Origin of the sequence: Aliagarivorans taiwanensis DSM 22990, from assembly GCF_000429505.1 — a bacterium.
Classification (GTDB): Bacteria; Pseudomonadota; Gammaproteobacteria; order Enterobacterales; family Celerinatantimonadaceae; genus Aliagarivorans; species Aliagarivorans taiwanensis.
Map to the genome: position 1 here is coordinate 186,527 of NZ_AUBZ01000002.1, position 26,170 is coordinate 212,696.

Below are 26,170 nucleotides of genomic sequence, written 5' to 3' on the forward strand. Positions count from 1 at the left end.
CACTTTTCGAAAGCCCAATGAACGTGCTAGCGCATCGTCGCGAAGCCAATAAAAAGCGGACCAGAGGGGGCCGAAGGCCCGAATCCCTCTTCACCGACCACTTTTCGAAAGCCCTGCTCAATCGAGCGGGGCTTTTTTCGTTTAAGCCCAATATATCCATTAAAAAAGCCCGCAAAATGCGGGCTTAGAAAGTCAGACTTAAGCTGTTAGCTCACGCAGCTAACAGCGGGTCATGATAGGGCAACCATGCGAAGTGGTAGTCTTGCTGGGATTGCTCGCGAAGCTGGGCGATGGTGGCAGATTCGTGTTGGTTAAGTGGGCGGCTTTCCCCCTGAGCCAGTCGTTCAATTTTCTGGATTTGCTGATAACGCTGGTGGTCGGGGCCATTTTTCAACTCATAGATTGAGCGCAGGTGTAGCTGCACCTCGGCAATCAAACCGGATTGAGGCAGGGTCACCAACACCTTCAAATCGCGATAGCCAGAAGGGCCGGGCTCGGCGAAGCGGTTCTTCACCGCAACTAACTCGGCCTGCTGCTCTAGCTGCTCATAGGCTTGTACCAATTGCTCCGGGCTGTCGGCGATAATGCTAGCGCGAACCAGATCGGTCAGTTCGGCGGCTTGATGGTTAAGCTCGGTGGCGACTTTGGTTTCGGCGCGTGCCGGAGATTTTACGTCGGCGATGACACTTTCGCAGTGGCTGTGCCCGGCAGAGCGTTCCAGTATCAAGGCCAGTTCTTGTTGGGCCTGTGGGGCCAGCTGATAGAGCTTGTCCAGCGAGTCATAGGGTTGCTGGCTGTCACGGCGGCGATTACGGATATCGTTGAGACGAAGGTTGCTGCGATGATTACCGCTGTGTTGAAAGGCTGAAGGGTTGCAAAGACTACGGCTGGGTGTAGCTGATTGAGAGGCCTGGCTGGGAACCAAAAATACCGCAGTAGAGAGAACCAGGGCTTTAAACAGATTCGACATATTGCTCCTATACAACAACACAAGTGCATTGAGTTTACGGCAGCTGTTAGTGCCATACAGTGGTATAGATCGCGTTTATCGGTGTTTAGTTCTGTAAAGTTGTGTAAATGCCAACCAGAACACGGTTAAAGGGTAAACAATTGGAGCATTCCGCTAGCGTTGCGCAAGCAGGTGAATGTAGCGTCCTAGCTCGATAAAGGGGCGGTGTTGCGAGTAGCGCAGCTCCATATCGATGATCTGTTGCTCATCGACTTGCTCACGCGCGCCGGCCTTAAAGTAGTCATTGATAATCCGCACCCCGCTGACCTGCTTGCTGGTTAACAGCCACTGTTGCATCCACTGCTTCACTTCGTCCAGCGTGAGTGGGTGTTGCGGGGTTAGCCTGACCGGTTTTTTCACCTTCAAGCCCTTGTTGATGTAATCGAAGTTGCCGCTCACCAGTGAGTGAAAGCGCTGGGCTTCGCGGTTGTAGAACATCAGTGACAGGTGGCCGCCGGGTTTGAGTAAGGGCAGTAGCCCCGCCACCGTAGCTTTGGCGTCGCTCAACCACTCCACCACGGCATGACACAGGATCAGGTCGAACTGGCCAAGCTGTTCAACATCGAGCTGCTGGATGGGGCAATGTAGCAGTTGCATATCCAAGGGGGTGGGCGCGGCGGCAATTTGCTCGCGGGCCTGAGCTAAGAGCTGCTCGGAGATATCGCACAACACAACCTGATGACCCATGGCCGCAAGCTGCTGGCTAAGGTGGCCATAGCCGCCACCGGCATCGAGGATCCGCAGCGGAGGACTGTTCTCGATGTTCAGCACTTGTTGCAGGTCGCGCCGCAGAACCGCCAGGCGGATCTTGCCCTTGATGGTGCCGTAGATGTTGCGGGTGAACTTGTTGGCGATGGCATCGAAGTTCTGATCTTGCATCGGTATCTCCTGACCCGTTGAGCAGCGGTTTGGCGGAAGTGACTGTGCGGGAATATAGAGAGCGGCGGCTTCCTTGTAAAGCGTGGCTAGATTTCATCTTGGCCTTACTAAAACTGACAACGTTGGTGTGAATTATGGTGGGTGGGGTTAATCGTTTACACTTGCAGTGAAAACTGTGAGCTGGTTAACGCTTCAATGGGCTCAGATCCCTTGTCAGCCATAGGGGCAGCCAACACAATGGGCGCAGTTTTGTTTTTATCATTTAATGGAGTTGGATTGTGACGAATCAATCGATGCCGGGTGCAGTCGTGCTGCGCAACAAGCAGGGAAGTGAGGCTCAGGTTATTGCGCTAGGGGCAACCCTGACCAGCTTTACTATCCGCCTGAGTGATGGCGAAGTGCGCGATGCTGTTTTGGGCTGCGCCAGCTTGGAAGACTACCAGCGTCAGCAAGGTTTTCTGGGAATGACGGTGGGGCGCTTTGCCAACCGCATCAAAGGTGCGCGCTTTGAGCGTGATGGCGTGGAATATAAAGTGACCGCCAACCAAGACGAGCACCAGCTGCATGGCGCCTGCGATCTTAGCCATCGTGATTGGCAGCTACAGCAAGTGGCCGACAATGAGCTGCTGTGCACCATCGAATCAGCCGACGGCTCGCTCGGCTACCCGGGCAACTTGACTGTCGAGCTGCGCTACCTGTTGGATGATGACAACCAGCTGCACCTGGATTACCGCGCCAAGGTCGACAAGGCTTGCCCTATCAACCTTACCGATCACTCCTACTTCAACCTCAATCCCGCGGCTGCCGATATCAAGCAGCACAGCGTATGGATTGGTGCCGACCATTATCTACCGGTTGGCGCAGATGGGATCCCGCCAGCGGGCCTGCGTGAGGTTAGCGGCACCAGCTTCGATTTTCGCCAGAGCAAGACTATTGGCCAAGACTTTCTGACCGAGCACGATCAAGAGTTGGTGGGTGGCTACGACCATAGCTATCTGATTAAGCCTGAATTGGTAGGCTGTGAGCAGCCGATCGCCCGAGTGATTGCTGATGACGGCAAGCTGGCGCTCGAGGTACTGACCACCAAGCCGGCGGTACAGCTTTACACCGGCAATTTTGTCGATGGTAATCCTCGTCGTGAAGGTGGCGAGTATGGAAAGCAAGCTGGCCTGTGTTTGGAAACTCAGTATCTGCCGGATGCGCCTAACCGCCCTGACTACCCGCATCAAAGCTGCTGGTTGGAGCCTGGTCAAAGCTATCAGCACAAAACCATCTACAAGCTCTACCAGCCCGCCTAGAAAACTGGCTCAAAGCACTCTTTATCGGTTATCCTGCAAAGACATTCGTCAAGGGACATCTGATAAGGAGTGCTCACAATGAAACGCCTGTTTTCACTCGCATTTTTATTGGTCTTCGCGCTGCCAAGCAGCTTTGCTGATGATTACTCAGCGACCATCGAGCAGTTTCGCGAATCCCCACGTACCCACTCATTTTTTGACACTGCCTATGGCTACGCTGTGTTCCCCACTGTGGGTAAAGGCGGCATCGGTTTAGGCGGCGCTTATGGCAAGGGCAAGGTCTACCAAGACGGCAGCCCAACCGGTGAGGCCAGTCTGGCGCAGGTGAGCTTTGGTCTGCAGCTGGGCGGCCAGGCTTTTAGCCAGATCGTGTTCTTGCAAGACAAGCGTGCCTACGACGCCTTCACCAGCGGTAGCTTCGAGTTTGGCGCTCAGGCCAGTGCGGTGGCGCTGACCCTTGGCGCATCGGCGCAAGCGGGCAGCACCGGAACCGGCGCGCAAGCGGCGGATACCCAGAGCAAGGCCAACTACGTGAGTGGCTATGCGGTGTTTACCATGGCTAAGGGCGGTCTGATGTACGAGGCAGCGATCAGCGGCCAGAAGTTTGGCTTCAAACCTTATTAGTCTTTACTGTCTTAAAGGAGTATTCAGTTGGGCAAGAAGTTAGCATTTATCGGCTTGGGCACCATGGGCTATCCCATGGCCGGCCACTTGCAGCAGGCGGGTTATCAAGTCTGCGTGTATAACCGCACAGGCAGCAAAGCTGAGGCGTGGTGCGAGCAATATGGCGGCAGCTCTGCAGCTACCCCTGCCGGTGCGGCGAAGGATGCGGATATCGTGTTCAGCTGTGTCGGAAACGACCAAGATGTGCGCAGTGTCTATTACGGCGAACAGGGCATTATCGCGGGCGCGAGAGCGGGTGCGGTGCTGGTGGATCACACCACCGCATCGGCAGAGCTGGCTGTTGAGCTGGCGCAAGCCGCGGCGGATGCCGGCTTGCAGTTCTTAGATGCGCCGGTGTCCGGCGGCCAAGCGGGCGCCGAAAACGGCTGCTTGACCGTAATGGTCGGTGGCGCGCAGGCAACCTTAGCCAAGGTTGAAGCTGTGATGGATAGCTACGCGCAAGCGATCACCTTGGTGGGTGAGCATGGTAAAGGCCAGCTATGTAAGATGGTCAATCAGCTGTGTATCGCTGGCATTTTGCAGGGCTTGTCTGAAGGGCTCCAGCTAGCCAGCAAGACCGGCCTCGATGTCACCACCTTGGTGGAGGTACTCAAGCACGGGGCTGCAGGTAGTTGGCAGTTGGAGAACCGTGCTGAGAATGTCGCTAAGGGACATTTTGATTACGGCTTTGCCATCGATTGGATGAGAAAAGACCTCGGTATCTGTCTTGAGCAAGCCAGCCAGCTTGGCCTGAGTCTGCCATTGGCCGAGCAAGTCGACCAACGTTACGCCGAGCTGCAACAGCGTGGCTTTGGCCGCAGTGATACATCGGTGCTGTACAAACAGTTCGATCAAGAACACCACGATTAGGTAACACATGAACAAGCAATTACGCGAATTAGAGGCACGAGTGATTGGCGTGCTACTGGAAAAAGAGACCACCACGCCGGATCAGTACCCGCTGTCGGTGAATGCTCTAACCGTGGGATGCAACCAGAAGAGTAACCGCGAGCCGGTACTCGAGCTGAGCGAGGCCGAGGTGCTGGACACCCTGCATGGCCTGCTAGAGAAGCGCTTAGTACAAGAAGCGCCACAAAGCGGCCGGGTGGTGCGCTATCAGCAGCGTTTTTGCAACAGCACCTTCGGTGGCCTGCAGCTTAGTGAGCAGCAGCGCGCTGTGATCACCTTGTTGCTACTGCGCGGCCCGCAAACCCCGGGCGAGCTGCGCTCGCGCTCAGGGCGCTTGGCCGAGTTTGCATCGGTGGCCGAGCTGGAGTCGTGCTTGAGCAGCCTACAGCAGTTTGAGTCAGGCCCGCTGGTGGAGCGTTTAGAGCGCCAAGCGGGCAAGCGTGAGAGCCGCTATGCGGAGCTGTTTACCGAAGGTAGTGGCGATGCACCAGCTGCCGCGGAGGCAAGCTCTCAGCCATCCTCGTTGGAAGATGCCGGTGAGGTGGCGCGGATGCGCACAGAGCTTGAGCTACTAGCCGAGAAAGTCGCCGAGCTGACTGCGCGGCTGGATAAAGCCGGGCTGTAGTTTCCAAACCAAAACGCAACGCACTGTGGGTGCGTTGCGTTCATTTCTTTAAGCCACTTCCATGATGTGGCTTCTAATCACGCTTAGAAGCGATATCCCATACCCAATGCTGCAAAGGTACCGCTGCTGTCGTAGAAGGTGATGTTGGCGTTGTTGCGACTAAAGCCTGTGGTCACGTTGAACATGCTGTTTTTCCAACCGAAGGGCTCTTGGTAGACGTAGAGCGCGAACAGCGAGTAGTGATCATCCTTTTGGGTGCGATTAAACACTGGATTCGCCTCGTCAAACTTGCGTTGTCCCCACTCCAGGTTGAGGTTTAACAGGTGCTGCTGTTGGCGGTAGACGGTGTTGATGCGCAGCATGTAATCATCGTTGCTCATGGCATCGCCGTCAGCGTTAACTCGGGTGTAGACAAACGAGGGAGACATAAACAGTCGTTGGCTTAGAGGGAAGCTTAGCCCCAGATCCAACCGGTGGATATCTGCTTCCCGGCGCAGCAGCGCAGTGTTGATGCCAGCTAGCGACTCGCCCGAGTGTTCGTCATCGATTTTGCGCTGGGCAAATACATATTCGGCGCTGAATGGGCTCTCGGCGATGGCCTTCCACTCGACCCGCAGGCCCTGTACCGACTCATCGGTTTTATGACGCTTGCTGCCGATAGCAAAGGGGTCTTCCCAGGTTTCACTAAACAGCTTGAGGCGCGGGAAGTAGGCGGCGGTTAGTTGGCTGCGCTCACCCATGGCACGGGTATAGCCGAGCTCGTATTGCAGCTGGCCACGACCGACGTTCTCCGGGCTGTTACCCAAGAACCATTGGTTTTTAAGATCCTGAGTGGTGTACTCCACCCGCAGTAAAGGGTAACCGAGAAAGCTGTCCTGCTTCTTGCCTGAGTTGTTGAGGTCATCGGTAACGGCATTATCGCTATCGGTATTGAACTGGCTTTCGCTGGAGGCGAAGCCGACGTTGAGATTAAGGGTGGTCGACCAACCCGGCTCTTTGGCGAGTGGCGCCGCCGCGCTTACATGACTTGCCAGTAGCGTGCCGATAGCCGTACAGACCAACAACTTGCGCATGGGGATATCCTTATCAAGTTAACTGTATGTCTTAGGTTACACCTGTAACCGACCGATAGATCACTTATTTATCATTATATTACATGTAGATAGCTGACAAAAAAAAGACAACCATAAAGTGGTTGCCTTTTTATCGAGTTATCCGGTTTTTGCTTATGATTAATCGAGCTCGGAGAACAGGTTGGTGCTGTAAGACTTCTCACAGTAGTGGCACTTGAGCTTGGTATCGCCGTCGTTGCTGCGCACATGGAAGCGACTATCCACCGGCTCGTTGTGGCTGATGCAGTTGCTGTTAGGGCAGGCAAACACTCGGGTGATCTGCTCGGGTAGCGCCACCTTAAACTTCTTCACCACATCAAACTCGTTAATCAAGTTAACCGTGGCGTTGGGCGCAAACAGGGCTAGCTGGTTGGCTTGCTCTTCACTGAAGGTGGTGTCTTCGATCTTGATCAGATCTTTGTTCGGGCGATTGCCGCTGGGCAGGTTCAACCCCACGGTGATGCGCTTATTGTCATCGGCCAGGTGGAAGAACTTGAGGATCTTAATGCCTTGGCCTGCCGGAATATGGTCGATCACGGTGCCGTGCTGAATGGCTTCGACTTGTAGTTGCTTTTTCATTAGGCCGCTCCGAATTCGTTGGTCATCACCAGGGCCAATAAGGCTTGGCGGGCAAATACCCCGTTGCGAGCCTGCTCAAAATAGTAGGCGTAGGGGGTGGCATCTACATCGGTGGTGATCTCGTCGACCCGTGGCAGTGGGTGGAGTACCTTCAGGTTCGACTTCACGCCCTCCAGCAAGTCGGCGCTTAGGATAAAGCTCGACTTAATGTGCTGGTATTCGGTCTCGTCGAAGCGCTCTTTCTGCACGCGGGTCATGTACAGGATATCGACCTGGTCGATCACCCCATCGAAGCCGTCGTGCTCGGTGTACTTGACGCCTTTCTCGCGTAGCTCTTCCAGCAGGTAGTCTGGCATCGCCAAGGCTTTCGGGGCGATAAAGTGGAACTCACAGCCAAACAGCGACAGCGCTTGGGTGAGTGAGTGCACGGTGCGGCCGTATTTGAGGTCGCCGACAAACGCGACCTGTAGCCCTTCCAACGACCCTTGAGTCTCGTAGATGCTGAACAAGTCCAGCAGGGTTTGGGTTGGGTGTTGGTTGGAGCCATCGCCACCGTTGATGACCGGTACGCTGGAGAACTCGCTAGCCAATCGGGCGGCGCCTTCTTGGGGGTGGCGCATAAAGAACGCGTCGCTGTACGAAGAGATAATCTTCACTGAGTCAGCGAGGGTTTCGCCTTTTTGCCCCAGTGAGGTGTTACCGCCATCGGGGAAGCCGATGACGCTGCCGCCAAGGCGTTGCACTGCGGTCTCAAATGACAGGCGGGTGCGGGTTGAGGCTTCGAAAAAACAGCTGGCGACAACTTTGTTTTTGAGAAGCTCGGGTCTTGGCTGGTCTTTAATTTTACCAGCGGTTTCGACGATAAGTTCCAGTTCTGCGCGAGAGAGGTCGGCGATGGAAACGATGTGCTTCTGATAGAGCGGGTTGGTCATGCTCGCAGATCCTAATCCGATATGAAATCGGGTGGAAAGTATATCAGCGAGTGGCGTTGGAGAATATGATCTTGGCGCATAAAGCTATCAAATAGCGTCAGCGCCAAGTTTTAAGAGGGAGATGAAGGGCTTACGCGTAGTGGGTTTGCTTGCGCTCGCGTAGGTCCTGACATTCGATGCAGTAGCGCGACTCAGGGCGCGCTTTCAGGCGTTGCAGGCTGATATCATCACCGCAGCTTTCGCAAAAGCCGTAATCTTCCTCACTGATCCGCTTGAGCGCATCACGAATGCTTTTCACATGGGCCAGGTCGTGCTGACGACGATTCAGCAGCATCTGTTGGTTCTCTTCCTGGCTGGCACGATCGGCCTCGTCACATTGCTCATTTTCCCGTTTAATCGCGCTGTCATCCTCAAGACGCGCTTGGATCTCTGCTAGCTGGGACTCCAGCTGCTGGCGGAATTGTTCGATTTGTTCGTGAGTGATCATTAGTGTGAAAACGGCTCCAATCTTTACTGGCCAGATGCTTGTGCTGCCTGGCTGAATTTAAACAAACGAACATTGTAGCCAAGTGGTTAACTAATGCCCAGATTTTAAACTAGATTATTTAAGCTATTGCACAAATTCTCGACATCTACATATTCACAGCGATTGGGGTTATGGGCTAGAATCGGCGGCAAAAATCCCTTCATCTATACGAGGATACTGAGGTGAAAACTCCACTACGTGCTTCACTGGCCCTATCAATGGGTCTGTTGGCCAGCTCGGTTGCCAACGCGCAAGAACAGGTTCTGCATATCTACAACTGGACGGATTACATTGCAGAAGACACCTTGGCCAATTTTGAAGCCGAAACCGGCATCAAAGTGGTGTACGACGTGTTCGATACCAACGAAGTACTAGAAGCTAAATTGCTTTCTGGCAGCACCGGCTTCGACATTGTTTCTCCTTCCCACGACTTTTACGCACGCCAAATCCTGGCCGGCGTTTACCAGCCGCTGGATCGCAGCAAGTTAAGCAACTGGGAAAATCTGGATGAAGGCCTGATGGAGGCGCTGGAAACCTACGATCCGGGCAACCTATACGGCATTCCTTACATGTGGGGCACCACCGGTATTGGCTATAACGTTGAAGCGGTGAAAGCGCGCTTGGGCGAAGATTTCCCCATCGATAGCTGGGATCTGGTATTCGACCCAGAAGTGGTGGCTAAGCTGGCCGACTGTGGCGTGACCTACCTGGACACCCCGGCCGAGGTGATCCCCTCGCTACTGGATTACATGGGTAAAGACCCGCATACCGCCAAGCCTGCCGATTACCAAGGCGAGCTGGAAGAGCGCCTGGACGCACTGCGCCCACACATTCGCTACTTCCACAGCTCTCAGTACATCAATGACCTGGCTAGTGGCGACATCTGTGTAGCGATCTCTTGGTCTGGCGATGCCCTGATTGCTGCTGATCGCGCCGCCGAAGCCGACAACGGCATCGAGATTGATTACATCATCCCGAAAGAGGGCGCTGGCCTGTGGTTTGATATGTTCGCCATCCCAGCCGATGCGCCAAACCCCGATGCGGCACATAAGTTCATCAACTACATTCTGCGTCCAGAAGTGATTGCCGATATAACCGACTACGTGTGGTACGCCAACCCAAACCCGAAGGCCGATGAGCTGATTGACCCAGAGATCCTGGAGCACCCAGGTCTGTACCCAAGCGATGAAGTGCGTGAGAGCTTGTACAGCTTTGAGAGCATTCCGCCTCGCGCCGAGCGTGCCCGCACCCGTGCCTGGACCCGTTTCAAGTCTGGCCGCTAGTTCGCGCTAAACGTAAAAAGCCACTCAATTGAGTGGCTTTTTTTATGCCGCTGACCCGTCCTAAATAAGGTTGACACTTTTCCTCACCCAGAAGGAGAGTTGTCATGAAACCAATCACTAAGCGCACTCAACGTGATTACAGCCTTGCCTTTAAATTGGCGGTTGTAGACCAAGTTAAAAAGGGCGAAATGACCTACCATCAGGCACAAACTCGTTACGGTATACAAGGGCGGTCAACGGTACTGGTTTGGCTTAGAAAGCACGGTAGGCTAGATTGGTCTGTAGGGAAGCCGGGTAGTATGACTGGGAGTGTTGCTATGTCAGGCAAAAAGACCACACTTACCCCCGAACAACGAATCAAACAGCTAGAAGCGCAACTGCATGAAGCCGAACTGAAGGCCCAGTTCTTTGAGGCTGTTGTCGACGTACTCAAGCAAGATTATGGGGTACGTGTGACAAAGAAGCACATCGTCAGGTCATCAAAAGTCGTCTCATCCTCGGACTAACTGTCACTCAAGCCTGCCGCTTTATTGGAATATCCAGACAGGCGTATTACCAGCAGTGTCAGGCTGCAACAGCACTTGAGCATAGGCAGCACGCGGTGCTGGACTTCGTGACGCAAGTGTGCTGCTCTCAACCGCGCTTAGGGGGCCGTAAACTGGCACACTTACTCGCGCTACATGATGAATCAATAGTGATTGGTCGGGATAAACTGTTTAGTCTGCTGCGTGAGCACCGTATGCTAGTGCCTTCCCGGCGTGCTTATCACAAAACGACTCAGAGTCATCATCGCTTCTACTGCCACCCGAACCTGCTAAAAGCAGGACCAGAGCAAGTGTTACCCCAGAGACCCAATCATGTTTGGGTGGCAGACATCACCTACTTGCCGGTACGCCATGGCGAAGCCTATCTGAGCCTGGTTACTGACGCCTTCTCAAGGAAAATCGTCGGCTATCATGTCCACGATAACTTGAAGGCGATATCGGTAGCCGAAGCCTTCAAGCACGCACTAAAGCAGAGGAAGGGAGCACAGCCTCTGATACACCACTCCGACAGAGGGATACAATACTGTTCGGGGCTGTATCAGCAGATACACCAACGCCATGGCGTTACCTGTTCGATGACAGATGGATACGATTGCTACCAAAACGCATTAGCTGAACGCGTGAACGGAATACTGAAGCAGGAGTACCTACCTGCCAAAGGCTATGATATGAAGGAGATGGTGACGCTGGTTGCGGAAGCGGTTGAGCTATACAACACGCGACGGCCGCATATGTCTTTAGAATACAAAACGCCCGATGAGATACACCGGGCGCTTTAAGAAAAGTGTCAACCTATATCAGGATAACACACGCCAGCGGGGCTGGCGGTATCGGCAGAGTATTAGTCTTCCAGTTGCGGTCCTGCTGCAACCAGTGCCTGACCTTCTGCATTATCGGTATAACGTTTGAAGTTATTGATAAAGCGTTGGCCCAAGTCTTCTGCCTTGCTTTGCCACTGCAGTGGATCCTGATAGGTATCGCGTGGGTCGAGGATCTCTGGGTCGGCACCAGGTAGTGAGGTTGGCACTTCCAAGTTAAAGATAGGCAGTTGCTTAGTTTCCTGCTTCTCAATCGAGCCGTTGAGGATCGCATCGATAATCGCGCGGGTATCCTGAATCGAGATACGTTTGCCAGTGCCGTTCCAACCGGTGTTCACCAGGTAGGCTTCTGCGCCAGCCGCTTCCATACGCTTAACCAGTACTTCTGCATACTTGGTTGGGTGCAGGGTCAAGAAGGCTGCGCCGAAACAAGCGGAGAAGGTTGGGGTCGGCTCGGTGATGCCGCGCTCAGTACCAGCTAGCTTGGCGGTGAAGCCAGACAGGAAGTGGTACTTGGTTTGCTCTGGAGTGAGCTTGGCAACCGGAGGTAGTACGCCGAAGGCGTCAGCGGTTAGGAAGATAACCTTCTGTGCGTGGCCTGCTTTAGACACCGGCTTAACGATGTTCTCGATGTGATCGATAGGATAGGTAACACGCGTGTTTTCGGTCTTCGAGCCATCATCGTAATCAACGCTGCCATCGTTAAACACGGTGACGTTTTCCAGTAGCGCGTCGCGTTTGATCGCGTTGTAGATATCAGGCTCGGCTTCTTTACTCAACTTGATGGTCTTGGCATAACAGCCGCCTTCGTAGTTGAATACGCCGTCGTCATCCCAGCCATGCTCGTCATCACCAATCAGGCGACGTTTTGGATCGGTAGATAGAGTCGTCTTACCGGTGCCTGATAGGCCGAAGAAGATGGCCACATCGTCTTTTTCGCCGACGTTGGCCGAGCAGTGCATGGACGCGATGCCTTGCAGCGGCAGGTAGTAGTTCATCATCGCGAACATACCTTTCTTCATCTCGCCGCCATACCAGGTACCACCGATGACCTGCATCTTTTCGCTCATGTTGAACACGGTGAAGTTCTCGGAGTTTAAACCGTGCTCTTCCCACTTCTTATTAGTGGTTTTCGAGCCATTCATTACCACGAAGTCTGGCTCATAGTCTTTCAGCTCTTCTTCGGTGGGGCGAATGAACATGTTAGTGACGAAGTGGGCCTGCCATGCAACTTCTACGATAAAGCGCACTTTGAGGCGGGTATCTGGGTTAGCGCCACAGAAGGTATCAACCACGAACAAGCGTTTGCCAGATAGCTGTTCAACAACAGTCTGTTTAAGGTCGTTCCACACTTCAGTGGTGATGGGTTTGTTATCGTTGGGAGCGAATTCGCTGGTCCACCAGAAGTCTTTCGCGGTGGTATCGTCGAGGACGATGTATTTATCTTTGGGAGAGCGGCCGGTGAAGATACCGGTGTCTACGGCAACAGCACCACTTTCGGTGACTACCCCGCGTTCATATCCTTCAAGGTCATCGCGGGTCTCTTCTTGGAAGAGTTGCTCATAGGAGGGGTTTCGTACAATTTCAGTTACACCTTTAATGCCGTATTGTTCTAAGTCTACGGTCTGGCTTTTTTCTGCAACGTCTAGCATGGCAGTCTCCTGATTTGTAATGTAGAGAGGTAGTTTTGTTATCTAATATTTTCATTATTTTATTTATTAAGTTTGTTCACATTCTATCGCTTAAGACTTAAGCAAAAGATAGAGTTAGTTCAAATTACCGTAATTTTAATATGGTTATTGTTTGTTCTAATTGGGAAGTGAGAAGCAGCTCCCACTTCCCCGGATATTTTAGTGAACTTGATCCTGCTTTGTCGCGGTTTGATTGCTGAAAATGTTTTCTACGTCTGCCGCATTAAATCGATAATTGTGCCCACAGTAGTCACAATGCATGGCGATTTCGCCGCGTTCCTCGCAGATATCTCTAAGCTCTTGCAGATCCATAGTCAATAGTGCTGACTCGCAACGCTCTTGGGAGCAGGTGCATTTGAATTGCACGTTTTGTGGTTCATACGTGCGAACGTCTTCCTGATGATAGAGACGGAAGAGTACTTGTTCGGCATCTAAGGTGAACAACTCGTTGGCGGTCATGGTTTCGTTGAGCTGAGAAACGTGGCTGAAATTTTCCTCATTTTTTTCATCATCGCCCGGCAGTGCTTGTAGGAACAAACCGGCGCAGTGGAACTGGCCGTCTACTTGTCCGGTGTGCAGCCATAGACGAGTCGGCAACTGTTCGCTTTGGGCGAAGTAGTTTTCCAGGCTCTTGGCAACGCCAGCGCTATCCAACTCGACAATGCCTTGGTAGCGTTCGCCTTTCTCTGGGGTGATGGTGATAACAATGTGGCCTTTGCCAACCAGCTCGGCAAAGGGCAGATCTTGTACCTGTTCGCCTTCCCAGCGGGCAATACCGCGTAGCTCTTGGCGGTGGTTACCGCTGATTGCCACGAAGTTAAGCGGGCCATCGCCTTGCAGCTGCACGGTAATGTCGCCTTCAAACTTTAAGGTGGCGGTTAGCAGGCTGGTGGCGCTGAGCAGTTCACCGAGCAGCTTCTGAACGGAAACTGGGTAGCTACGTTGTTCGAGGATCGACTGATAGCTTTGCTGAAGCTGTACCAGCTCGCCACGCAGGTGGTAGTTGTCGAAGGTGAAACGGGTGAGCAAATCTTGCTTCATCTTATATACCTACTGTTGTTTAAACTGGATGATTTGACGGCGTTGCTTTTTGTCCGGGCGACGTTCAGGCGCTTGATTTTGTGCGAGCAGCTTGCGTTGGCTGGCTTGCTGTTCGCGCTTAGCGATGCTGTCCGTTGTCTCCTGATAGAGCTGCTGGGCCTGGGGCGCCGGGCCGCGCTTATCACTCAAGGCTTGCACTACCACTTCCAAAGGCTGGTGTCCCTGCCAGAGGTTAATAGTAGCGCCAATCTCAACAGATCGGCTGGGTTTGCAGCGCTGTTGGTTGTAATGCACTTTTCCGCCTTGAATCATCTCTCGAGCCAGGCTGCGAGTCTTGTAAAAACGCGCCGCCCAAAGCCACTTATCGAGACGGATCTGCTGAGAATTATCGCTCATTTAGTTACATCGTCATGTTTGTTTCATATTGGCACGCGATTATATACCCAAACCGCCACTTGGTGCATGAGTGAGCGTTCGTTGACCACGATACTCTGGTGTAACGCTCTGCAGACGCACTGAAAACCAGCACAGCGCTATGGTTTTGGTCGACCTACTACAAAAGGTTAACTAATTTGCGTTAGATCCATAGGCAATCCTTATAAAAGGTATATTGTTACAGCCCGCACTTTTTCTCTTATAAGCCCTTGTCCTTAATAGCAGTCTCTTTAGAATGGGCAAACAAATTGCTCATTAGGACAGCACTTGGGCCGCGAATACAAAGCATGAATACTCAGCCCTAAAAGACCAAAGGATGAACGCATTTCTATCTGTTACTAAAGCCGGTGAGCGCCTCGCTTTAGCCCCTGCCACCGCACGCACCTGCTTCGCTGCACTACTCTGCGTTGTTGCCTATCAACTGGCGGCGTTGACGTGGCTAGCATTTCCTCAGCAGCAGAGCGCCAGCGCTTGGCAGCCAAACATTCGTGCCAGTCAGTCGGGTAGTCGCGGCATCGACCTCGCACCGCTGTTAAGCGCCAATCTCTTTGGTAAATATGTGTCGCCCGAGTTGGCCAATCAGCAGAAACCGGTGGAAGAGGCTCCCTCCAGTGCCGATGCGCCGAAGACCCAACTGCGGGTTAAGTTGGCCGGGCTGGTCGCCAGTAGCGATCCGAGCCGCTCCATCGCAATTATTGAACATCGTAACAAACAGCAAACCTATGCCTTGGAAGAAGAGATTGATGGCACTAAGGCGACGGTGGTTGAGATCTATGCCGATCGGGTGATTTTGGATAACCAAGGCAAGCTGGAAAGCCTGCTGTTAGACCCTGATGGTAAGTCATCACCGCGGGGCGCGGCCTCGCGTCCACAGCGTACCACCCGACCAGCTGCGCAGAATACTGCGTCAAATACCGGTTCGAGTGCTGCAGAGGTACGCGAAGCGCTGCGTGATCCCTCGAAGATTACCGACTTTGTCCGCATCAACCCGCACCGCGAGGACGGGCAGTTGCGCGGCTATCGGGTCAACCCGGGCAAGAGTCCACAGATTTTTAACGAATTTGGGCTACGGCCAAATGATTTGGCGGTAGCCATCAATGGTTACGATTTGACCGACAATGCACAAGCCATGCAGATAATGCAGGAACTCAGCGAGCTCACCGAAGTTAGTTTGACGGTTGAGCGTGAAGGGCAGCTAGAAGAGCTCTACCTGAGCCTGCCAGAATAAGTAGAATTGGAGATTGGGAAGTAAATGAAATTTCAATTGGGGAAACTGGCTCGGGCTGCATGTCTTGCGCTTTGTGGTTTTAGTTTAAGCTTGTCTGCGGTTGGCGACGAGCTGAGCTTTACACCTGATTTCACTGATACCGACATCAGCGAGATGATTACCACGGTGGGCCGCAATTTAGACAAGACCATCATTGTCGACCCCTCAGTGCGCGGTAAGGTTAACGTACGTAGCTACGATGAACTGACCGAAGAACAATACTACCAATTCTTCTTGAGCATCCTCGATGTCTATGGCTTTGCGGTTGTGGACATGCCCAACGGCTTTGTCAAGGTTATTCGCGCCAAAGATGCCAAAGGTGCCGCCATCCCGGTGGTTGACTCCGACAGCGATGCGATCGGCGATGAGATGGTCACCCGTGTGGTGCCGGTAAAGAACGTATCGGTACGTGAACTGGCCCCGCTGCTGCGCCAGCTCAACGACAACGCCGGTGGCGGTAACGTGGTGCACTACGACCCCTCGAATGTGATCATGCTGACTGGCCGCGCCGCTGTGGTGAACCGTTTGGTGGAGATCATCCGCCGCGTGGACAAGGCCGGCGACCAAGAAGTGGACATCGTGAAGCTGAAATATGCCTCGGCCGATGAAATGGTGCGGATTATCTCCTCGCTAACCGCAACTGCAGCCAAAGGCGGTGGCGGCGGTGCGGCGGCAACCAACCTGCTAACCCCGAAAGTGGTGGCCGACGAGCGTACTAACAGCATCGTGATCTCCGGTGAGCCAAGCGCCCGTGAGCGGATTGTTCGCTTGGTCGAAAAATTGGATAGCGAGCTGGAAACCTTTGGTAATACCCGTGTTTTCTATATCCGTTACGCCAAAGCCGGCGATCTGGTGGATGTACTTAAAGGCGTAAGCGAAACCGTCGCGGCAGAAGCCGCCGGTGGCAGCAGCAATACCGGTGGCAACCGCTCAAGCCGTAGTTCCTCCCGTGGACAGTTCTCCATCGAGGCCCACGAAGAGACCAACGCCTTGGTGATCACCGCCCAGCCTGACACCATGCGTACCCTCGAAACCGTGATTAAGCAGCTGGATATCCGCCGCGCCCAAGTACACGTGGAAGCGATGATCGTGGAAGTGTCTGATGGTGATGGTATCAGCCTAGGCGTGCAGTGGGCTACCGAAGCCGGCGGTACCCAGTTTAACGATGGCCTGACGGTGCCGATTACCGAGATTGGCGCGGGCGTATGGCAAGCCCAGCCCACCGAAGGTACCACGACTTGTTCTGGTGCGGGAGACAACCAAAACTGTACCAGTAACCCCGACCAGCTAGGTAACATCGTACCGCTGGCTAACACCCTGAGCCGGATTAGTGGTGCAGCCTTTGGTTTCTATGGTTCAAACTGGGCGGCCTTGATTCAAGCGGCTGCCAACGACACCCGTTCAAACCTGCTGGCAACTCCTTCGATTACCACTCTGGATAACCAAGAAGCCTTTTTTATCGTCGGTCAGGAAGTGCCGGTAGTGACCGGCTCTTCGGCTGGCTCTAACAATGAGAATCCGTTTACCACGGTGGATCGCCGTGAAGTGGGTATCAAGCTTAAAGTAACCCCTCAGATCAACGAAGGTGATGCGGTGCAGCTCACCATCGAGCAGGAGGTCTCTAGCGTACAGGGCCAAACCAATATCGATGTGGTGTTCGCGACTCGTCAACTGACGACCACGGTGCTGGTGGACAGCGGTGATATGATCATCTTGGGTGGCCTGTTGGACGATCAAGTGGAAGAGAGTAACTCTAAGGTGCCACTGCTGGGCGATATCCCGGTATTGGGCCATCTGTTCCGCTCCACCGGTACCTCTCAGTCCAAGCGCAACCTGATGGTGTTTATCCGTCCGACCATTATTCGCGACTCGGCAACTATGCGTAACGTGAGCTCGCGTAAGTACAGCCAGATCCGAGCGCAGCAGTTACTACGTCAGGAAGAGGGCGTTAACTTGATGCCTGACCTGCAGATGCCGGTACTACCCGAGTACGGCATCGATCAGGAAATCTCGCCGGAAGAGCAAGCCTATCTGGACTACCTGAAAGAAAAAGCGGCCGCAGAAGCTGAGGAGTAAGCGGTGAGCGATTTAGCCAAGTTTGAAGATGAAAAGGCACTGGTTAGCGACACCCCTCATCTAAGCGAAGAGGGAAGCCTGCAGCTGCCTTACATGTTCGCCAAGCAGCACGGTGTGCTGCTCGAGGCCGCCGAGCAAGGCTTGGTGTTGCAGCACAAAGCTCAGCCAAGCTTGGCAGTGCTGTGTGAAGTACGCCGGGTTGTCGGAAAGGCCTTTAGCTGCCAGCCGCTGGATGATGAAGCCTTTGAAGCGCGTATGGCCGAGGCCTATCAGCGCGACTCCTCAGAGGCTCGCCAGTTGATGGAAGATATCGGTAACGATATGGACTTCTACACCTTGGCTGAAGAGCTACCCGAGAACGAAGACCTGCTCGAATCAGAAGATGATGCGCCGATTATCAAGCTGATCAACGCCATGCTGGGCGAAGCGATCAAAGAAGGCGCCAGTGATATCCATATCGAGACCTTCGAAGCCACCTTGGTGATCCGCTTCCGTATTGATGGGGTGCTGCGCGAAATCCTGCGCCCCAACCGTAAACTGGCGGCGCTGCTGGTATCGCGGATCAAGGTAATGGCGCGCCTCGATATTGCCGAGAAGCGGGTACCGCAAGATGGCCGGATCTCGCTGCGAGTGGCCGGCCGTGCGGTGGATGTGCGGGTATCGACCATGCCATCGAGCCATGGCGAGCGGGTGGTGCTGCGTCTTCTCGATAAGAACAACGCCCGTTTGATGTTGGCCAACTTAGGTTTGGCGAAAGAGTACCAAGAGCATATCAGCGAGCTGCTGCGTAAGCCGCACGGGATTATTCTGGTAACCGGTCCGACCGGTTCCGGTAAGTCCACCACGTTGTATGCTGGCCTCAATGAAATCAACAGCAAAGACCGCAATATCCTGACCGTGGAAGACCCCATCGAGTACAACATCGAAGGAATCGGCCAAACCCAGGTGAACACCAAGGTGGATATGACCTTTGCCCGTGGCCTGCGCGCGATTTTGCGTCAAGACCCGGATGTGGTGATGATCGGTGAGATCCGTGACCTGGAAACCGCCCAGATTGCGGTGCAAGCCAGTTTGACCGGTCACCTTGTACTATCGACCCTGCACACTAACACCGCGATTGGCTCGGTGACCCGTCTGCGGGACATGGGGGTTGAGCCCTTCCTGCTGTCTTCAAGTTTGTTGGCAGTGCTGGCCCAGCGCTTGGTGCGTACCCTGTGCCCGGATTGCCGCGAACCCCACCACGCCACTGCCCGTGAGCAGAAGATGCTGGGTATTGAGATCGATGCTCAAGTGTATCGACCCGTGGGTTGTGAGAGCTGTAACCACACCGGCTACCGTGGCCGTACCGGTATCCACGAGCTACTACTGGTGACCGATGAAGTGCGTGAGATGATCCACAGTGGCGGCAGCGAGCAGGAGATCGAAGCTGCCGTGCGCGACCACTGCCCAAGTATTCGTCAGGATGGCTTGAACAAAGTATTGGCCGGCATTACCAGCCTTGAAGAAGTATTGCGGGTGACGAGGGAAGGATAGCGTGCCAGCATTTGAGTATCAGGCCTTTGATGGTAAGGGCAAAAAACGCAAAGGCGTGATGGAGGCGGACAACGCTCGCCAAGTGCGCAGTAACCTGCGTGAGCAGCGTCTGACCCCCTTATATATCGAGCCGATTGCCGACAAACAACAAGCAAGCAAAGGTAAAACCAGCTTCCGCAGAGGCATCAGTGCCTCCGATTTGGCCTTGGTCACCCGCCAACTGGCGACGCTGGTAGCAGCGGCCATGCCAGTGGAAGAAGCGCTAAGAGCGGTGGCCCAGCAGAGCGAAAAGTCCCGCATCAAAAGCATTATGCTGGGGGTGCGCGGCAAGGTCGTTGAGGGTTACTCCTTGGCCGAAAGTCTGGCGGATTATCCGCAAGCCTTTGAAAAACTCTATTGCTCGATGGTGGCGGCGGGTGAGAAATCTGGCCACTTAGACGAAGTACTGGAGCGCTTGGCCGACTACACCGAACAGCGCCAAGCGATGCGCATGAAGACCATGCAGGCGCTGATCTACCCCACCGTACTGACCTTGGTCTCCATCGGCATTATCGCCATCTTGCTAGTAGCGGTGGTGCCAAAAGTGGTGCAGCAGTTTGAGCATATGGGCCAGGATTTGCCCGGGATGACCGTGGCATTGATTGCCATGAGTGATTTTGTCGCTGCCTACGGTCTTTATGTGCTGGTGACGATCTTGCTGCTGATGGTGCTAGGCCAACGCTTGTTGATGCGCGATAGTCTGCGCCTTGGTTGGCATCGCCAGTATCTTAAACTGCCGGTGCTGGGCAAGGTGGCCAAAGGCCTGAACACCGCCCGTTTTGCCCGTACTTTAAGTATTTTGAACTCATCGGCGGTACCGCTACTCGAAGGGATGAACATCGCCGGTGACGTACTGACCAATGACTACGCGCGGGGGCAGGTACTAGAAGCCGCCGGCAAGGTTCGTGAAGGGACCAGCCTGCATCAATCGTTGGATGCAACCGGCTTGTTCCCGCCCATGATGCTGCATATGATCGCCTCCGGTGAGCGCTCTGGCGAGTTGGACTCGATGCTGGAGCGGGCAGCTGATAACCAAGAACGGCAATTTGCCAATCAGGTTACCCTGGCCTTAGGGATATTTGAGCCAGCGCTAATCATCACTATGGCAGGTGTGGTGCTATTTATCGTAATGGCCATCATGCTGCCCTTATTAGAATTAAACAATATGGTCGGCTAAGGCCGACAGTTCAGGGGGAGTAACTATGAACAAGCAAAAGCGCCAGGGTCAGAAGGGTTTTACCTTGTTGGAAGTAATGGTGGTCATCGTAATTCTGGGGATCTTGGCCAGCCTGGTGGTGCCCAACTTGATGGGTAACAAAGAACAAGCGGATCGCCAGAAAGCGATCGCCGATATCGTGGCATTAGAAAATGCCCTCGATATGTACCGTCTCAACCACAGCCGCTACCCAACTACCGACCAAGGTCTGGAAGCGTTAGTGAGCCAACCAACCTCTGGCCCTGAGCCGCGTAACTACCCAGATGGTGGCTACTTGCGCCGTTTGCCAAAAGACCCATGGGGCAACGACTACATCCTGATCAGCCCGGGAGAGCGCGGTCGCGTTGATGTGTTCACTGCTGGCCCTGATGGCGAGGAAGGCACCAACGACGATATCGGTAACTGGAATCTAGACCAGTAACCATGCGAACTCGCCTGCCCAAGTGCCAGCAGGGCTTCACCCTGCTGGAGATCATTTTGGTGTGTGTGATGATGGCGGTGGCGGTAAGCGTCGCGGTAATGAACATCTCCACCTCCAATGACAGCAAAGACATGGAGATCCAGGTTAAGCGGCTGGCCGCGTTGCTGCAGTTTGCGCAAGAGCAGGCGTTGATGACCGGCCGTGATTACGGCCTGATTAGCGATGAGATCAGCTACCAGTTTCTGGAGTTGGAAGGCGATAACTGGCAACCCGCTACCGATGAGATGTTCCGCCGCCGTGAGCTACAAGAGCCCTATACCTTGGAGCTGTCGCTCGGCGACTGGCAACAAGATAGCGACGGCTACGTTAGCCAAAGTCTGGGCCTGTTCGAAGGCGGCCTGTTGGAGCAAGACTTTATTACCGCTGATGACGAGAAGAAGATTCAGCCGCAGGTGATGATCCTCAGTAGCGGCGAAGTGACGCCCTTTAGTTTGACCGTTGAACACGAAGATCTGGACCTTATCTGGAGCGTACGTAGCGATGACTTGGGTCAGATTGAGGTCTACCCCGGGGAGCCAGAGCAATGAAGCGCCAGCGCGGGATGACCCTGCTAGAGGTAATGGTGGCGATGGCGATTCTGGCGACAGCCGGTGCGGCGGTGGTCAAGGCTGCTGCAGAAAACCTCAATAGTATCAGTTTTTTACGTGAAAAGAGCTTTGCCCTATGGGTGGCAGACAACCGCTTGTCGGAGATTAAACTCTCCGGTGCCTGGCCGGGAACCGCCCTGCGAAAAGGCGAGGAAGAGTTCGCCGATCGCACCTGGTATTGGCAAAGCCAGGGCGTTGAGACCGCCAGCAATGATTTTTTAGCGGTGCGCGTGACGGTCAGCAAGGACAAGGAGGGCAAGCAGGTGATGGCTGAGCTGACCTCCTATGTGAGTCGCTGATGAGGGCGAACACCAAGCGCCAGCAACGCGGCTTCACCTTTCTAGAGATGCTGATGGCCATCGCCATCTTTGCCTTTTTGGCTGTCGCCGCGTATCAGCTTTTGGCGGGCGTGCAGCAATCGGATGAGCTCTCCGAGCGCCATGGCGCTCGCTTGCGCCAAGTACAGCGCGCCATGACGGTGATGCAGCGTGATTTTAGCCAGATGGCCGCGCGGCCATTTCGCGATGAGAGCCAAGAGCAGCGCCCACTGTTTAAGATGGAAAAGTTTCTCCATGGCAGCGATGCCGGTGCGGTGGAGATGGTCAGCCTCGGTTGGCGAAACCCACAGGCGATGTTGCCGCGCTCGGAGCTGCAGCGCAGCAGCTACCTGCTTAAAGACCAGCAGTTGATTAAGGCCTTTTACAACTACCCCGATGCGGTGGTGGGGCAAGAGCCACGCGAACAGGTGCTGCTGGACCAGGTTGAAGACCTCAACTTTCGGGTTTATCAAAACGGTAGCTGGCGCGAGAGTTTCGGCGAGACCGACGCCTTGCCGCAAGGGGTGGAAGTGACCATCCTTACTGCCGACTACGGCGAGCTGCGCCGAGTGTTTTTGGTACCGCAAGGTGAGCGCGGCGTTGTGTTGCAACAGGCACAGGATCAGCCGACCAACAGCAACCAAGGGAATAATAATCAGGGTGGCAACAGCCAAGGTGGGAACAACCAGGGCGGGAATAACCAAGGCGGAGGTCAGCAGTGAGCGGACTGAAGCGCCAACGTGGGGTCGCACTGCTTACCATCATGTTGATACTGGCGGTGATGGTACTGATCGCCTCCCAGTTTAGTCAGCGCTTGCAGCTAGACATTGCCCGCGCCACCAACTTACAGCAGTACACCCACTTGCAGTGGCTGGCATCGGGTGGTGAGGCCTTCGCTGTGTCAGTGCTTAAGCAGGATGTGAAGGACGACGATAACGTTCACCTCGAGCAATACTGGGCTACCGAGGGGCTGGTGCTGCCAGTAGAAGATTCGATGCTCAGCGGCCGCATTCGCGATATGCAGGCCTGCTTTAACCTGAATGCGCTGGGCCAGCCAAACCGCGCCGATGGTCAACCGCCGCGGGTGGTCGATCAGTTTATTGCCTTGCTGGTGGCGCTTGAGGTGGAGGGCTATCTGGCTGAGCAGATCGCTGACTCGCTGCGAGACTGGATCGATGCCGATACCATTCCCCATCCGCTGGGCGCTGAAGATAGTACCTATGAAGCGATGAACCCGCCGTATTTGCCAGCCAATGGGCCGCTGGCCGACCGCTCTGAGTTGCGGGCGATTAATGGGGTGACTGCTGCGGTGTATCAAAAGGTCGAGCCCTATGTTTGTGCCTTGCCAGAAGGCACCCAAGTTTTTAATGTGAATACTATCAGTGAAGAGCATCCGGAGTTATTGGTAGCCCTGTTTCAACCGCAGTTGGATCTGTATGGCGCACAGCAGGTGTTGGCCGATCGACCACGCGAGGGTTACAACAGTGTGGAGGAGTATATGACTCACCCAATGCTGACCGGTATTTCACTGACTCAGAGTAATCTTTCCAATGCCATGTCACTGAGCTCCAGTTATTTTGAAGCCGACGTGAAAGTAGAAAATGAACAAGGACAAGCGCACATGAGAAGCTTGATCAAGCGCAGCGGCAATGACCAGTTTGTGGTACTGCGCCGGAAAACAGGGGGTGGCCTGTGAGTGAACAGTTATTCGTTCGCCTAAGCGCCGACCCGCTCGCCGCCATTCCGTGGTTGGTGTGGTCCTCGAGCGAGAAAGAGGTCATCGCCTCCGGTGAGCTGAGTGACGCCAGCCAGTTGGTGAGCTTGCAAGATAAGCAACAGCAGCGCCCGTTGCAGATCCTGGTTAGTGCCGCCGATCTGCTAATTACCCCGCTTGAGCTGCCACGCTCCGCCCAACGCTCTTGGCAGCAAGTGGCGGTGTTTATGCTGGAAGAGCAGCTGGCCCAAGCGCCGGAAGATCTGCATGTCGCACTGCTCGGTAAGACTGGCAATCAGATGATGTTTGCAGTACTGGACCATCAACTGATGACCCGTTGGCAAGGCTGGCTAGAGGATGCCGGGCTGGAAAGCAGCAGCTGGCAGGTGGATGCGCTGTGCCTGCCACAGCCTGACTCCGGGCAGCTGAGCGCGCTGCAATTAGGCCAACAATGGCTACTACGAGATGCCCAAGGGCGGGCGCTCGCCGTCGATCAAAGCTGGCTAGATAGCGCCATTGCCGCTCTGGCAGACGAACAGGCCCTGCAACAGGCTGCTGAGTCCGATCCATCAGAAGGTGAAGAAGACGAGTCAGACCAACTGCAAGCGGACGAAGTCAGCGACACGTTGGTGGTACGCCATTACAGCAGCGCACCCGCAAGCAAACCCGCTGGCGTGCAGTGGCAGGCAGAAACCCCTGAGCTGGCGATGCAGTTACTGGCTGAGGGCGCGAGAGCCTATAGTCACAACCTGCTGCAAGGCATCTATCGCAGCGAAGGCGCGCTGACCAAACTGTGGCGTCAATGGCGCAAGGTCGCAGTGGCTGCCGGTGTCTGCTTTGTGATGGCGTTAGGTCAGCAAGGCGCCCAGTGGTATGTTGCCAAGCAACAGGCGGATCAGCTACAGGAGCAAATCCGCGAGGTCTATCAGCGGGTATTCCCAGATGTACAACGGGTGCGCGATGGCCGTATTCGTGGCGATTTCCGCCGCGCCTTGGCGCAACTGGAGCAGGGCGATGAGCAGGCCTTCTTTGCCATGATGAATCACGTGGGCAGCGAGATCGCTAAGATCGATGATTTCTCGCCACGCAGTATGCGTTTTGAGCAAAACAAGCAAGAGATCCGCCTACAGGCCCAAGCCAAAGAGTTCCAACATTTTGAGCAGCTGCGACAGGCGCTGGCGCCGCTAGAGACCGAGCAGGGCACTTTGAACAGTACCGATCAGGGCGTTAACGGCTCGCTGGTAATTAGGAGGCAGCCATGAAGCAGTGGTGGCAAGGTCTGAATCTACGTGAACAGCAACTGGTCGGCATAATGGCCGTGTTGGTGCTGATTGCCGTCTTGTTCTGGGGCGTGTGGCGCCCGGTGGTAGAGGCCAAAGAGCAGCAGCAACAGCGCGTCACTAGCCAGCAGCAGACTCTGAGCTGGGTGCGTCAGCAAGGCGAGTTGCTGTTGTCTCAAGGAAATCGTCAAGCCCGTCCGGATTCGGTGAACGTGAACCAGGCGGTGAGTTCAAGTGCACGTCAACAAGCGATTAAGCTGGCGCGTATTCAGCCGCGTGGCGATGAGGTGGAGGTGTGGATCGAGGACGTGGTGTTTGATCGGCTGGTGAACTGGCTGCGCCTGCTCGATACCCGTTATGGCATCGTCATCGATACTTTGGATATCGAAGCCCAGCAAACCCCGGGCGTAGTCAATGTGCGTCGTTTGAAGTTGAGTAAACGCCAATGAAGAAGTTTTTCCTGAGTGCGCTGCTACTGATACTGGTGTATCTGGGTAGCCTGCTCTATACCCTACCAGCCCATGTGGTGCTGCAGTTTGTGCCCCTACCTAAGGGGCTGACCATCGGCCAGGTAGATGGCCGCATCTGGGAAGGCAGCGCCAAACAGGTGCGCGTTGAAGGGATTGAGCTTGATAAGCTCGAATGGGATTTCAGGCCGTTTGCCCTGCTTACCGGTAAGCTTGCGCTTGAACTGGAAGCGGAGCACCCCTCGTTACGTGCCAGTGGCGTGGTGGAGTATGGCAGTGCCGGGCTTGCGGCCAAGGGCTGGAAAGCCAATGTGGATGCTGAGTGGCTGATTTCGCAGATCGCTCTGCCGGTGCCAGCTTCGGCCGAAGGACGTTTGTTTCTTGAGCTAAGTGAAGCCTTAGTGCAGCCAGAAAATCTGCGCTGCGACGCCTTACAAGGCACCTTAGAGTGGGTTGAACCGGTGCTGCAAACGCCTATCGCCGAACTCGGCTTTGACGATATGTTTGCTCGCCTCGACAGTGTTGACGGGCAACTGCGTCTGGCGCTTAACCATCAAGACCCGATGATCGATCTTGAATCCGAGGTGTTGGTGGGCGCCGGTAACTGGCGCAGCTCAGGCAAGCTCAAAGCCGGTGCTGAGCTACCGGAGATGCTAGCCAACAATATGCACTACATCGGTAACAGCGACTCGCAGGGCTATTACCGATTCAATCAGCGCGGGCGGTTGTAATACCAATCCACATAAGTAACTGACCGTCCTTGCTGGTTAAAATCATTGATGACAGCGTCAACGCTTTTGTAATTAGCCCACTAGTTACGGCAAGCGCTTCCTCGTCCTCAATGATTT

At 54.5% G+C, this 26,170-nt stretch carries 26 protein-coding genes and 1 pseudogene; 18 read left to right on the plus strand and 9 right to left on the minus strand.

Going from position 1 to position 26,170, the window contains the following annotated elements; all coding sequences use genetic code 11:
- Positions 1 to 211: 211 nt before the first annotated feature.
- Both G462_RS0102420 and G462_RS0102425 read right to left on the minus strand, forming a co-directional pair.
- Complete coding sequence (locus G462_RS0102420; protein ID WP_035476486.1) at positions 212 to 970, minus strand: RelA/SpoT domain-containing protein; 759 nt, start codon at positions 968 to 970, stop codon at positions 212 to 214.
- Positions 971 to 1,123: 153 nt separating this feature from the next.
- Positions 1,124 to 1,888, minus strand: a complete 765-nt coding sequence (locus G462_RS0102425) for a methyltransferase domain-containing protein (RefSeq protein WP_026957559.1) — start codon at positions 1,886 to 1,888, stop codon at positions 1,124 to 1,126.
- Between the two features lie 278 nt (positions 1,889 to 2,166).
- Between G462_RS0102425 and G462_RS0102430 the strand changes: the two genes are divergently transcribed.
- The 4 genes from G462_RS0102430 (at position 2,167) to G462_RS0102445 (ending at position 5,383) form a co-directional block, all read left to right on the plus strand.
- Positions 2,167 to 3,186, plus strand: a complete 1,020-nt coding sequence (locus tag G462_RS0102430; protein WP_026957560.1) for a galactose-1-epimerase — start codon at positions 2,167 to 2,169, stop codon at positions 3,184 to 3,186.
- A gap of 78 nt (positions 3,187 to 3,264) precedes the next feature.
- Positions 3,265 to 3,810, plus strand: coding sequence for a lipid-binding SYLF domain-containing protein (locus G462_RS0102435; RefSeq protein ID WP_026957561.1), 546 nt, complete (start codon positions 3,265 to 3,267; stop codon positions 3,808 to 3,810).
- Between the two features lie 27 nt (positions 3,811 to 3,837).
- Complete coding sequence (locus G462_RS0102440) at positions 3,838 to 4,719, plus strand: NAD(P)-dependent oxidoreductase (RefSeq protein ID WP_026957562.1); 882 nt, start codon at positions 3,838 to 3,840, stop codon at positions 4,717 to 4,719.
- 7 nt (positions 4,720 to 4,726) lie between these two features.
- Positions 4,727 to 5,383, plus strand: coding sequence for a YceH family protein (locus G462_RS0102445; protein ID WP_026957563.1), 657 nt, complete (start codon positions 4,727 to 4,729; stop codon positions 5,381 to 5,383).
- An 83-nt stretch (positions 5,384 to 5,466) separates the two neighbouring features.
- On the opposite strand, the gene G462_RS0102450 is transcribed toward G462_RS0102445, so the two are convergent.
- The 4 genes from G462_RS0102450 to G462_RS0102465 form a co-directional block, all read right to left on the minus strand.
- On the minus strand, positions 5,467 to 6,456 hold the full coding sequence (locus G462_RS0102450; protein ID WP_026957564.1) for a DUF2860 domain-containing protein: 990 nt from the start codon (positions 6,454 to 6,456) through the stop codon (positions 5,467 to 5,469).
- Between the two features lie 159 nt (positions 6,457 to 6,615).
- On the minus strand, positions 6,616 to 7,074 hold the full coding sequence (pyrI, locus tag G462_RS0102455) for an aspartate carbamoyltransferase regulatory subunit (protein WP_026957565.1): 459 nt from the start codon (positions 7,072 to 7,074) through the stop codon (positions 6,616 to 6,618).
- Positions 7,074 to 8,006, minus strand: coding sequence for an aspartate carbamoyltransferase (gene pyrB / locus G462_RS0102460; RefSeq protein ID WP_026957566.1), 933 nt, complete (start codon positions 8,004 to 8,006; stop codon positions 7,074 to 7,076). The genes pyrI and pyrB overlap by 1 nt, the downstream gene beginning before the upstream one ends.
- Positions 8,007 to 8,136: 130 nt before the next feature.
- On the minus strand, positions 8,137 to 8,493 hold the full coding sequence (locus G462_RS0102465; RefSeq protein WP_035476489.1) for a TraR/DksA family transcriptional regulator: 357 nt from the start codon (positions 8,491 to 8,493) through the stop codon (positions 8,137 to 8,139).
- Positions 8,494 to 8,750: 257 nt separating this feature from the next.
- On the opposite strand from G462_RS0102465, the gene G462_RS0102470 reads away from it, so the two are divergent.
- Positions 8,751 to 9,815, plus strand: a complete 1,065-nt coding sequence (locus tag G462_RS0102470) for an extracellular solute-binding protein (protein WP_051326474.1) — start codon at positions 8,751 to 8,753, stop codon at positions 9,813 to 9,815.
- Between the two features lie 104 nt (positions 9,816 to 9,919).
- Positions 9,920 to 11,133: pseudogene (locus tag G462_RS0102480) on the plus strand (IS3 family transposase); the annotation flags it as partial.
- A gap of 68 nt (positions 11,134 to 11,201) precedes the next feature.
- Here G462_RS0102480 and pckA read toward each other — a convergent pair.
- The 3 genes from pckA to hslR all read right to left on the minus strand — a co-directional run bounded on the left by pckA (position 11,202) and on the right by hslR (position 14,306).
- Complete coding sequence (pckA, locus tag G462_RS0102485) at positions 11,202 to 12,830, minus strand: phosphoenolpyruvate carboxykinase (ATP) (RefSeq protein WP_026957571.1); 1,629 nt, start codon at positions 12,828 to 12,830, stop codon at positions 11,202 to 11,204.
- A 198-nt stretch (positions 12,831 to 13,028) separates the two neighbouring features.
- On the minus strand, positions 13,029 to 13,910 hold the full coding sequence (hslO, locus tag G462_RS0102490) for an Hsp33 family molecular chaperone HslO (RefSeq protein ID WP_026957572.1): 882 nt from the start codon (positions 13,908 to 13,910) through the stop codon (positions 13,029 to 13,031).
- Positions 13,911 to 13,919: 9 nt separating this feature from the next.
- Positions 13,920 to 14,306, minus strand: a complete 387-nt coding sequence (gene hslR / locus G462_RS0102495) for a ribosome-associated heat shock protein Hsp15 (RefSeq protein WP_026957573.1) — start codon at positions 14,304 to 14,306, stop codon at positions 13,920 to 13,922.
- A 355-nt stretch (positions 14,307 to 14,661) separates the two neighbouring features.
- On the opposite strand from hslR, the gene gspC reads away from it, so the two are divergent.
- The 12 genes from gspC to G462_RS0102555 all read left to right on the plus strand — a co-directional run bounded on the left by gspC (position 14,662) and on the right by G462_RS0102555 (position 26,053).
- Positions 14,662 to 15,573 carry a type II secretion system protein GspC gene (gene gspC, locus G462_RS0102500; RefSeq protein WP_026957574.1) on the plus strand — a complete coding sequence of 304 codons (912 nt, stop codon included), beginning with the start codon at positions 14,662 to 14,664 and terminating at the stop codon, positions 15,571 to 15,573.
- Positions 15,574 to 15,597: 24 nt separating this feature from the next.
- Positions 15,598 to 17,688, plus strand: a complete 2,091-nt coding sequence (gene gspD, locus G462_RS0102505; RefSeq protein WP_026957575.1) for a type II secretion system secretin GspD — start codon at positions 15,598 to 15,600, stop codon at positions 17,686 to 17,688.
- A 93-nt stretch (positions 17,689 to 17,781) separates the two neighbouring features.
- Entirely contained in the window at positions 17,782 to 19,221 is a 1,440-nt protein-coding gene (gene gspE, locus G462_RS0102510; RefSeq protein ID WP_051326484.1) for a type II secretion system ATPase GspE, read from the plus strand.
- Between the two features lies 1 nt (position 19,222).
- Positions 19,223 to 20,437 (plus strand): type II secretion system inner membrane protein GspF, encoded by a 1,215-nt coding sequence (gene gspF / locus G462_RS0102515; protein ID WP_026957577.1) that lies wholly within the window; start codon positions 19,223 to 19,225, stop codon positions 20,435 to 20,437.
- A gap of 25 nt (positions 20,438 to 20,462) precedes the next feature.
- Complete coding sequence (gene gspG / locus G462_RS0102520) at positions 20,463 to 20,897, plus strand: type II secretion system major pseudopilin GspG (protein ID WP_026957578.1); 435 nt, start codon at positions 20,463 to 20,465, stop codon at positions 20,895 to 20,897.
- Positions 20,898 to 20,899: 2 nt separating this feature from the next.
- Positions 20,900 to 21,484, plus strand: a complete 585-nt coding sequence (gspH, locus tag G462_RS0102525) for a type II secretion system minor pseudopilin GspH (protein WP_026957579.1) — start codon at positions 20,900 to 20,902, stop codon at positions 21,482 to 21,484.
- Entirely contained in the window at positions 21,481 to 21,843 is a 363-nt protein-coding gene (gspI, locus tag G462_RS0102530; protein WP_026957580.1) for a type II secretion system minor pseudopilin GspI, read from the plus strand. Before gspH ends, gspI begins: the two co-directional genes overlap by 4 nt.
- A complete protein-coding gene (gene gspJ, locus G462_RS0102535; RefSeq protein ID WP_035476501.1) occupies positions 21,843 to 22,583 on the plus strand; it encodes a type II secretion system minor pseudopilin GspJ in 741 nt (246 codons plus the stop codon). Before gspI ends, gspJ begins: the two co-directional genes overlap by 1 nt.
- On the plus strand, positions 22,580 to 23,557 hold the full coding sequence (gene gspK / locus G462_RS0102540; RefSeq protein ID WP_026957582.1) for a type II secretion system minor pseudopilin GspK: 978 nt from the start codon (positions 22,580 to 22,582) through the stop codon (positions 23,555 to 23,557). The genes gspJ and gspK overlap by 4 nt, the downstream gene beginning before the upstream one ends.
- Positions 23,554 to 24,837 carry a type II secretion system protein GspL gene (gspL, locus tag G462_RS0102545; protein WP_026957583.1) on the plus strand — a complete coding sequence of 428 codons (1,284 nt, stop codon included), beginning with the start codon at positions 23,554 to 23,556 and terminating at the stop codon, positions 24,835 to 24,837. Before gspK ends, gspL begins: the two co-directional genes overlap by 4 nt.
- The gene (gene gspM, locus G462_RS0102550; RefSeq protein WP_026957584.1) at positions 24,834 to 25,304 is read left to right on the plus strand and encodes a type II secretion system protein GspM; all 471 of its coding nucleotides are present in this window, start codon (positions 24,834 to 24,836) and stop codon (positions 25,302 to 25,304) included. Before gspL ends, gspM begins: the two co-directional genes overlap by 4 nt.
- Positions 25,301 to 26,053, plus strand: a complete 753-nt coding sequence (locus tag G462_RS0102555; RefSeq protein WP_026957585.1) for a type II secretion system protein N — start codon at positions 25,301 to 25,303, stop codon at positions 26,051 to 26,053. The genes gspM and G462_RS0102555 overlap by 4 nt, the downstream gene beginning before the upstream one ends.
- The last annotated feature ends 117 nt before the right edge of the window (positions 26,054 to 26,170 follow it).

Excerpts from the sequence above, each read along its gene's own strand:
- G462_RS0102420 (WP_035476486.1), bottom strand. The coding sequence starts at position 970 with ATGTCGAATCTGTTTAAAGCCCTGGTTCTCTCTACTGCGGTATTTTTG.
- G462_RS0102425 (WP_026957559.1), bottom strand. The coding sequence starts at position 1,888 with ATGCAAGATCAGAACTTCGATGCCATCGCCAACAAGTTCACCCGCAAC.
- G462_RS0102435 (WP_026957561.1), top strand. The coding sequence starts at position 3,265 with ATGAAACGCCTGTTTTCACTCGCATTTTTATTGGTCTTCGCGCTGCCA.
- G462_RS0102445 (WP_026957563.1), top strand. The coding sequence starts at position 4,727 with ATGAACAAGCAATTACGCGAATTAGAGGCACGAGTGATTGGCGTGCTA.
- G462_RS0102450 (WP_026957564.1), bottom strand. The coding sequence starts at position 6,456 with ATGCGCAAGTTGTTGGTCTGTACGGCTATCGGCACGCTACTGGCAAGT.
- pyrI (WP_026957565.1), bottom strand. The coding sequence starts at position 7,074 with ATGAAAAAGCAACTACAAGTCGAAGCCATTCAGCACGGCACCGTGATC.
- pyrB (WP_026957566.1), bottom strand. The coding sequence starts at position 8,006 with ATGACCAACCCGCTCTATCAGAAGCACATCGTTTCCATCGCCGACCTC.
- G462_RS0102465 (WP_035476489.1), bottom strand. The coding sequence starts at position 8,493 with ATGATCACTCACGAACAAATCGAACAATTCCGCCAGCAGCTGGAGTCC.
- G462_RS0102470 (WP_051326474.1), top strand. The coding sequence starts at position 8,751 with ATGGGTCTGTTGGCCAGCTCGGTTGCCAACGCGCAAGAACAGGTTCTG.
- pckA (WP_026957571.1), bottom strand. The coding sequence starts at position 12,830 with ATGCTAGACGTTGCAGAAAAAAGCCAGACCGTAGACTTAGAACAATAC.
- hslO (WP_026957572.1), bottom strand. The coding sequence starts at position 13,910 with ATGAAGCAAGATTTGCTCACCCGTTTCACCTTCGACAACTACCACCTG.
- hslR (WP_026957573.1), bottom strand. The coding sequence starts at position 14,306 with ATGAGCGATAATTCTCAGCAGATCCGTCTCGATAAGTGGCTTTGGGCG.
- gspC (WP_026957574.1), top strand. The coding sequence starts at position 14,662 with ATGAACGCATTTCTATCTGTTACTAAAGCCGGTGAGCGCCTCGCTTTA.
- gspD (WP_026957575.1), top strand. The coding sequence starts at position 15,598 with ATGAAATTTCAATTGGGGAAACTGGCTCGGGCTGCATGTCTTGCGCTT.
- gspE (WP_051326484.1), top strand. The coding sequence starts at position 17,782 with ATGTTCGCCAAGCAGCACGGTGTGCTGCTCGAGGCCGCCGAGCAAGGC.
- gspG (WP_026957578.1), top strand. The coding sequence starts at position 20,463 with ATGAACAAGCAAAAGCGCCAGGGTCAGAAGGGTTTTACCTTGTTGGAA.
- gspH (WP_026957579.1), top strand. The coding sequence starts at position 20,900 with ATGCGAACTCGCCTGCCCAAGTGCCAGCAGGGCTTCACCCTGCTGGAG.
- gspI (WP_026957580.1), top strand. The coding sequence starts at position 21,481 with ATGAAGCGCCAGCGCGGGATGACCCTGCTAGAGGTAATGGTGGCGATG.
- gspJ (WP_035476501.1), top strand. The coding sequence starts at position 21,843 with ATGAGGGCGAACACCAAGCGCCAGCAACGCGGCTTCACCTTTCTAGAG.
- gspM (WP_026957584.1), top strand. The coding sequence starts at position 24,834 with ATGAAGCAGTGGTGGCAAGGTCTGAATCTACGTGAACAGCAACTGGTC.
- G462_RS0102555 (WP_026957585.1), top strand. The coding sequence starts at position 25,301 with ATGAAGAAGTTTTTCCTGAGTGCGCTGCTACTGATACTGGTGTATCTG.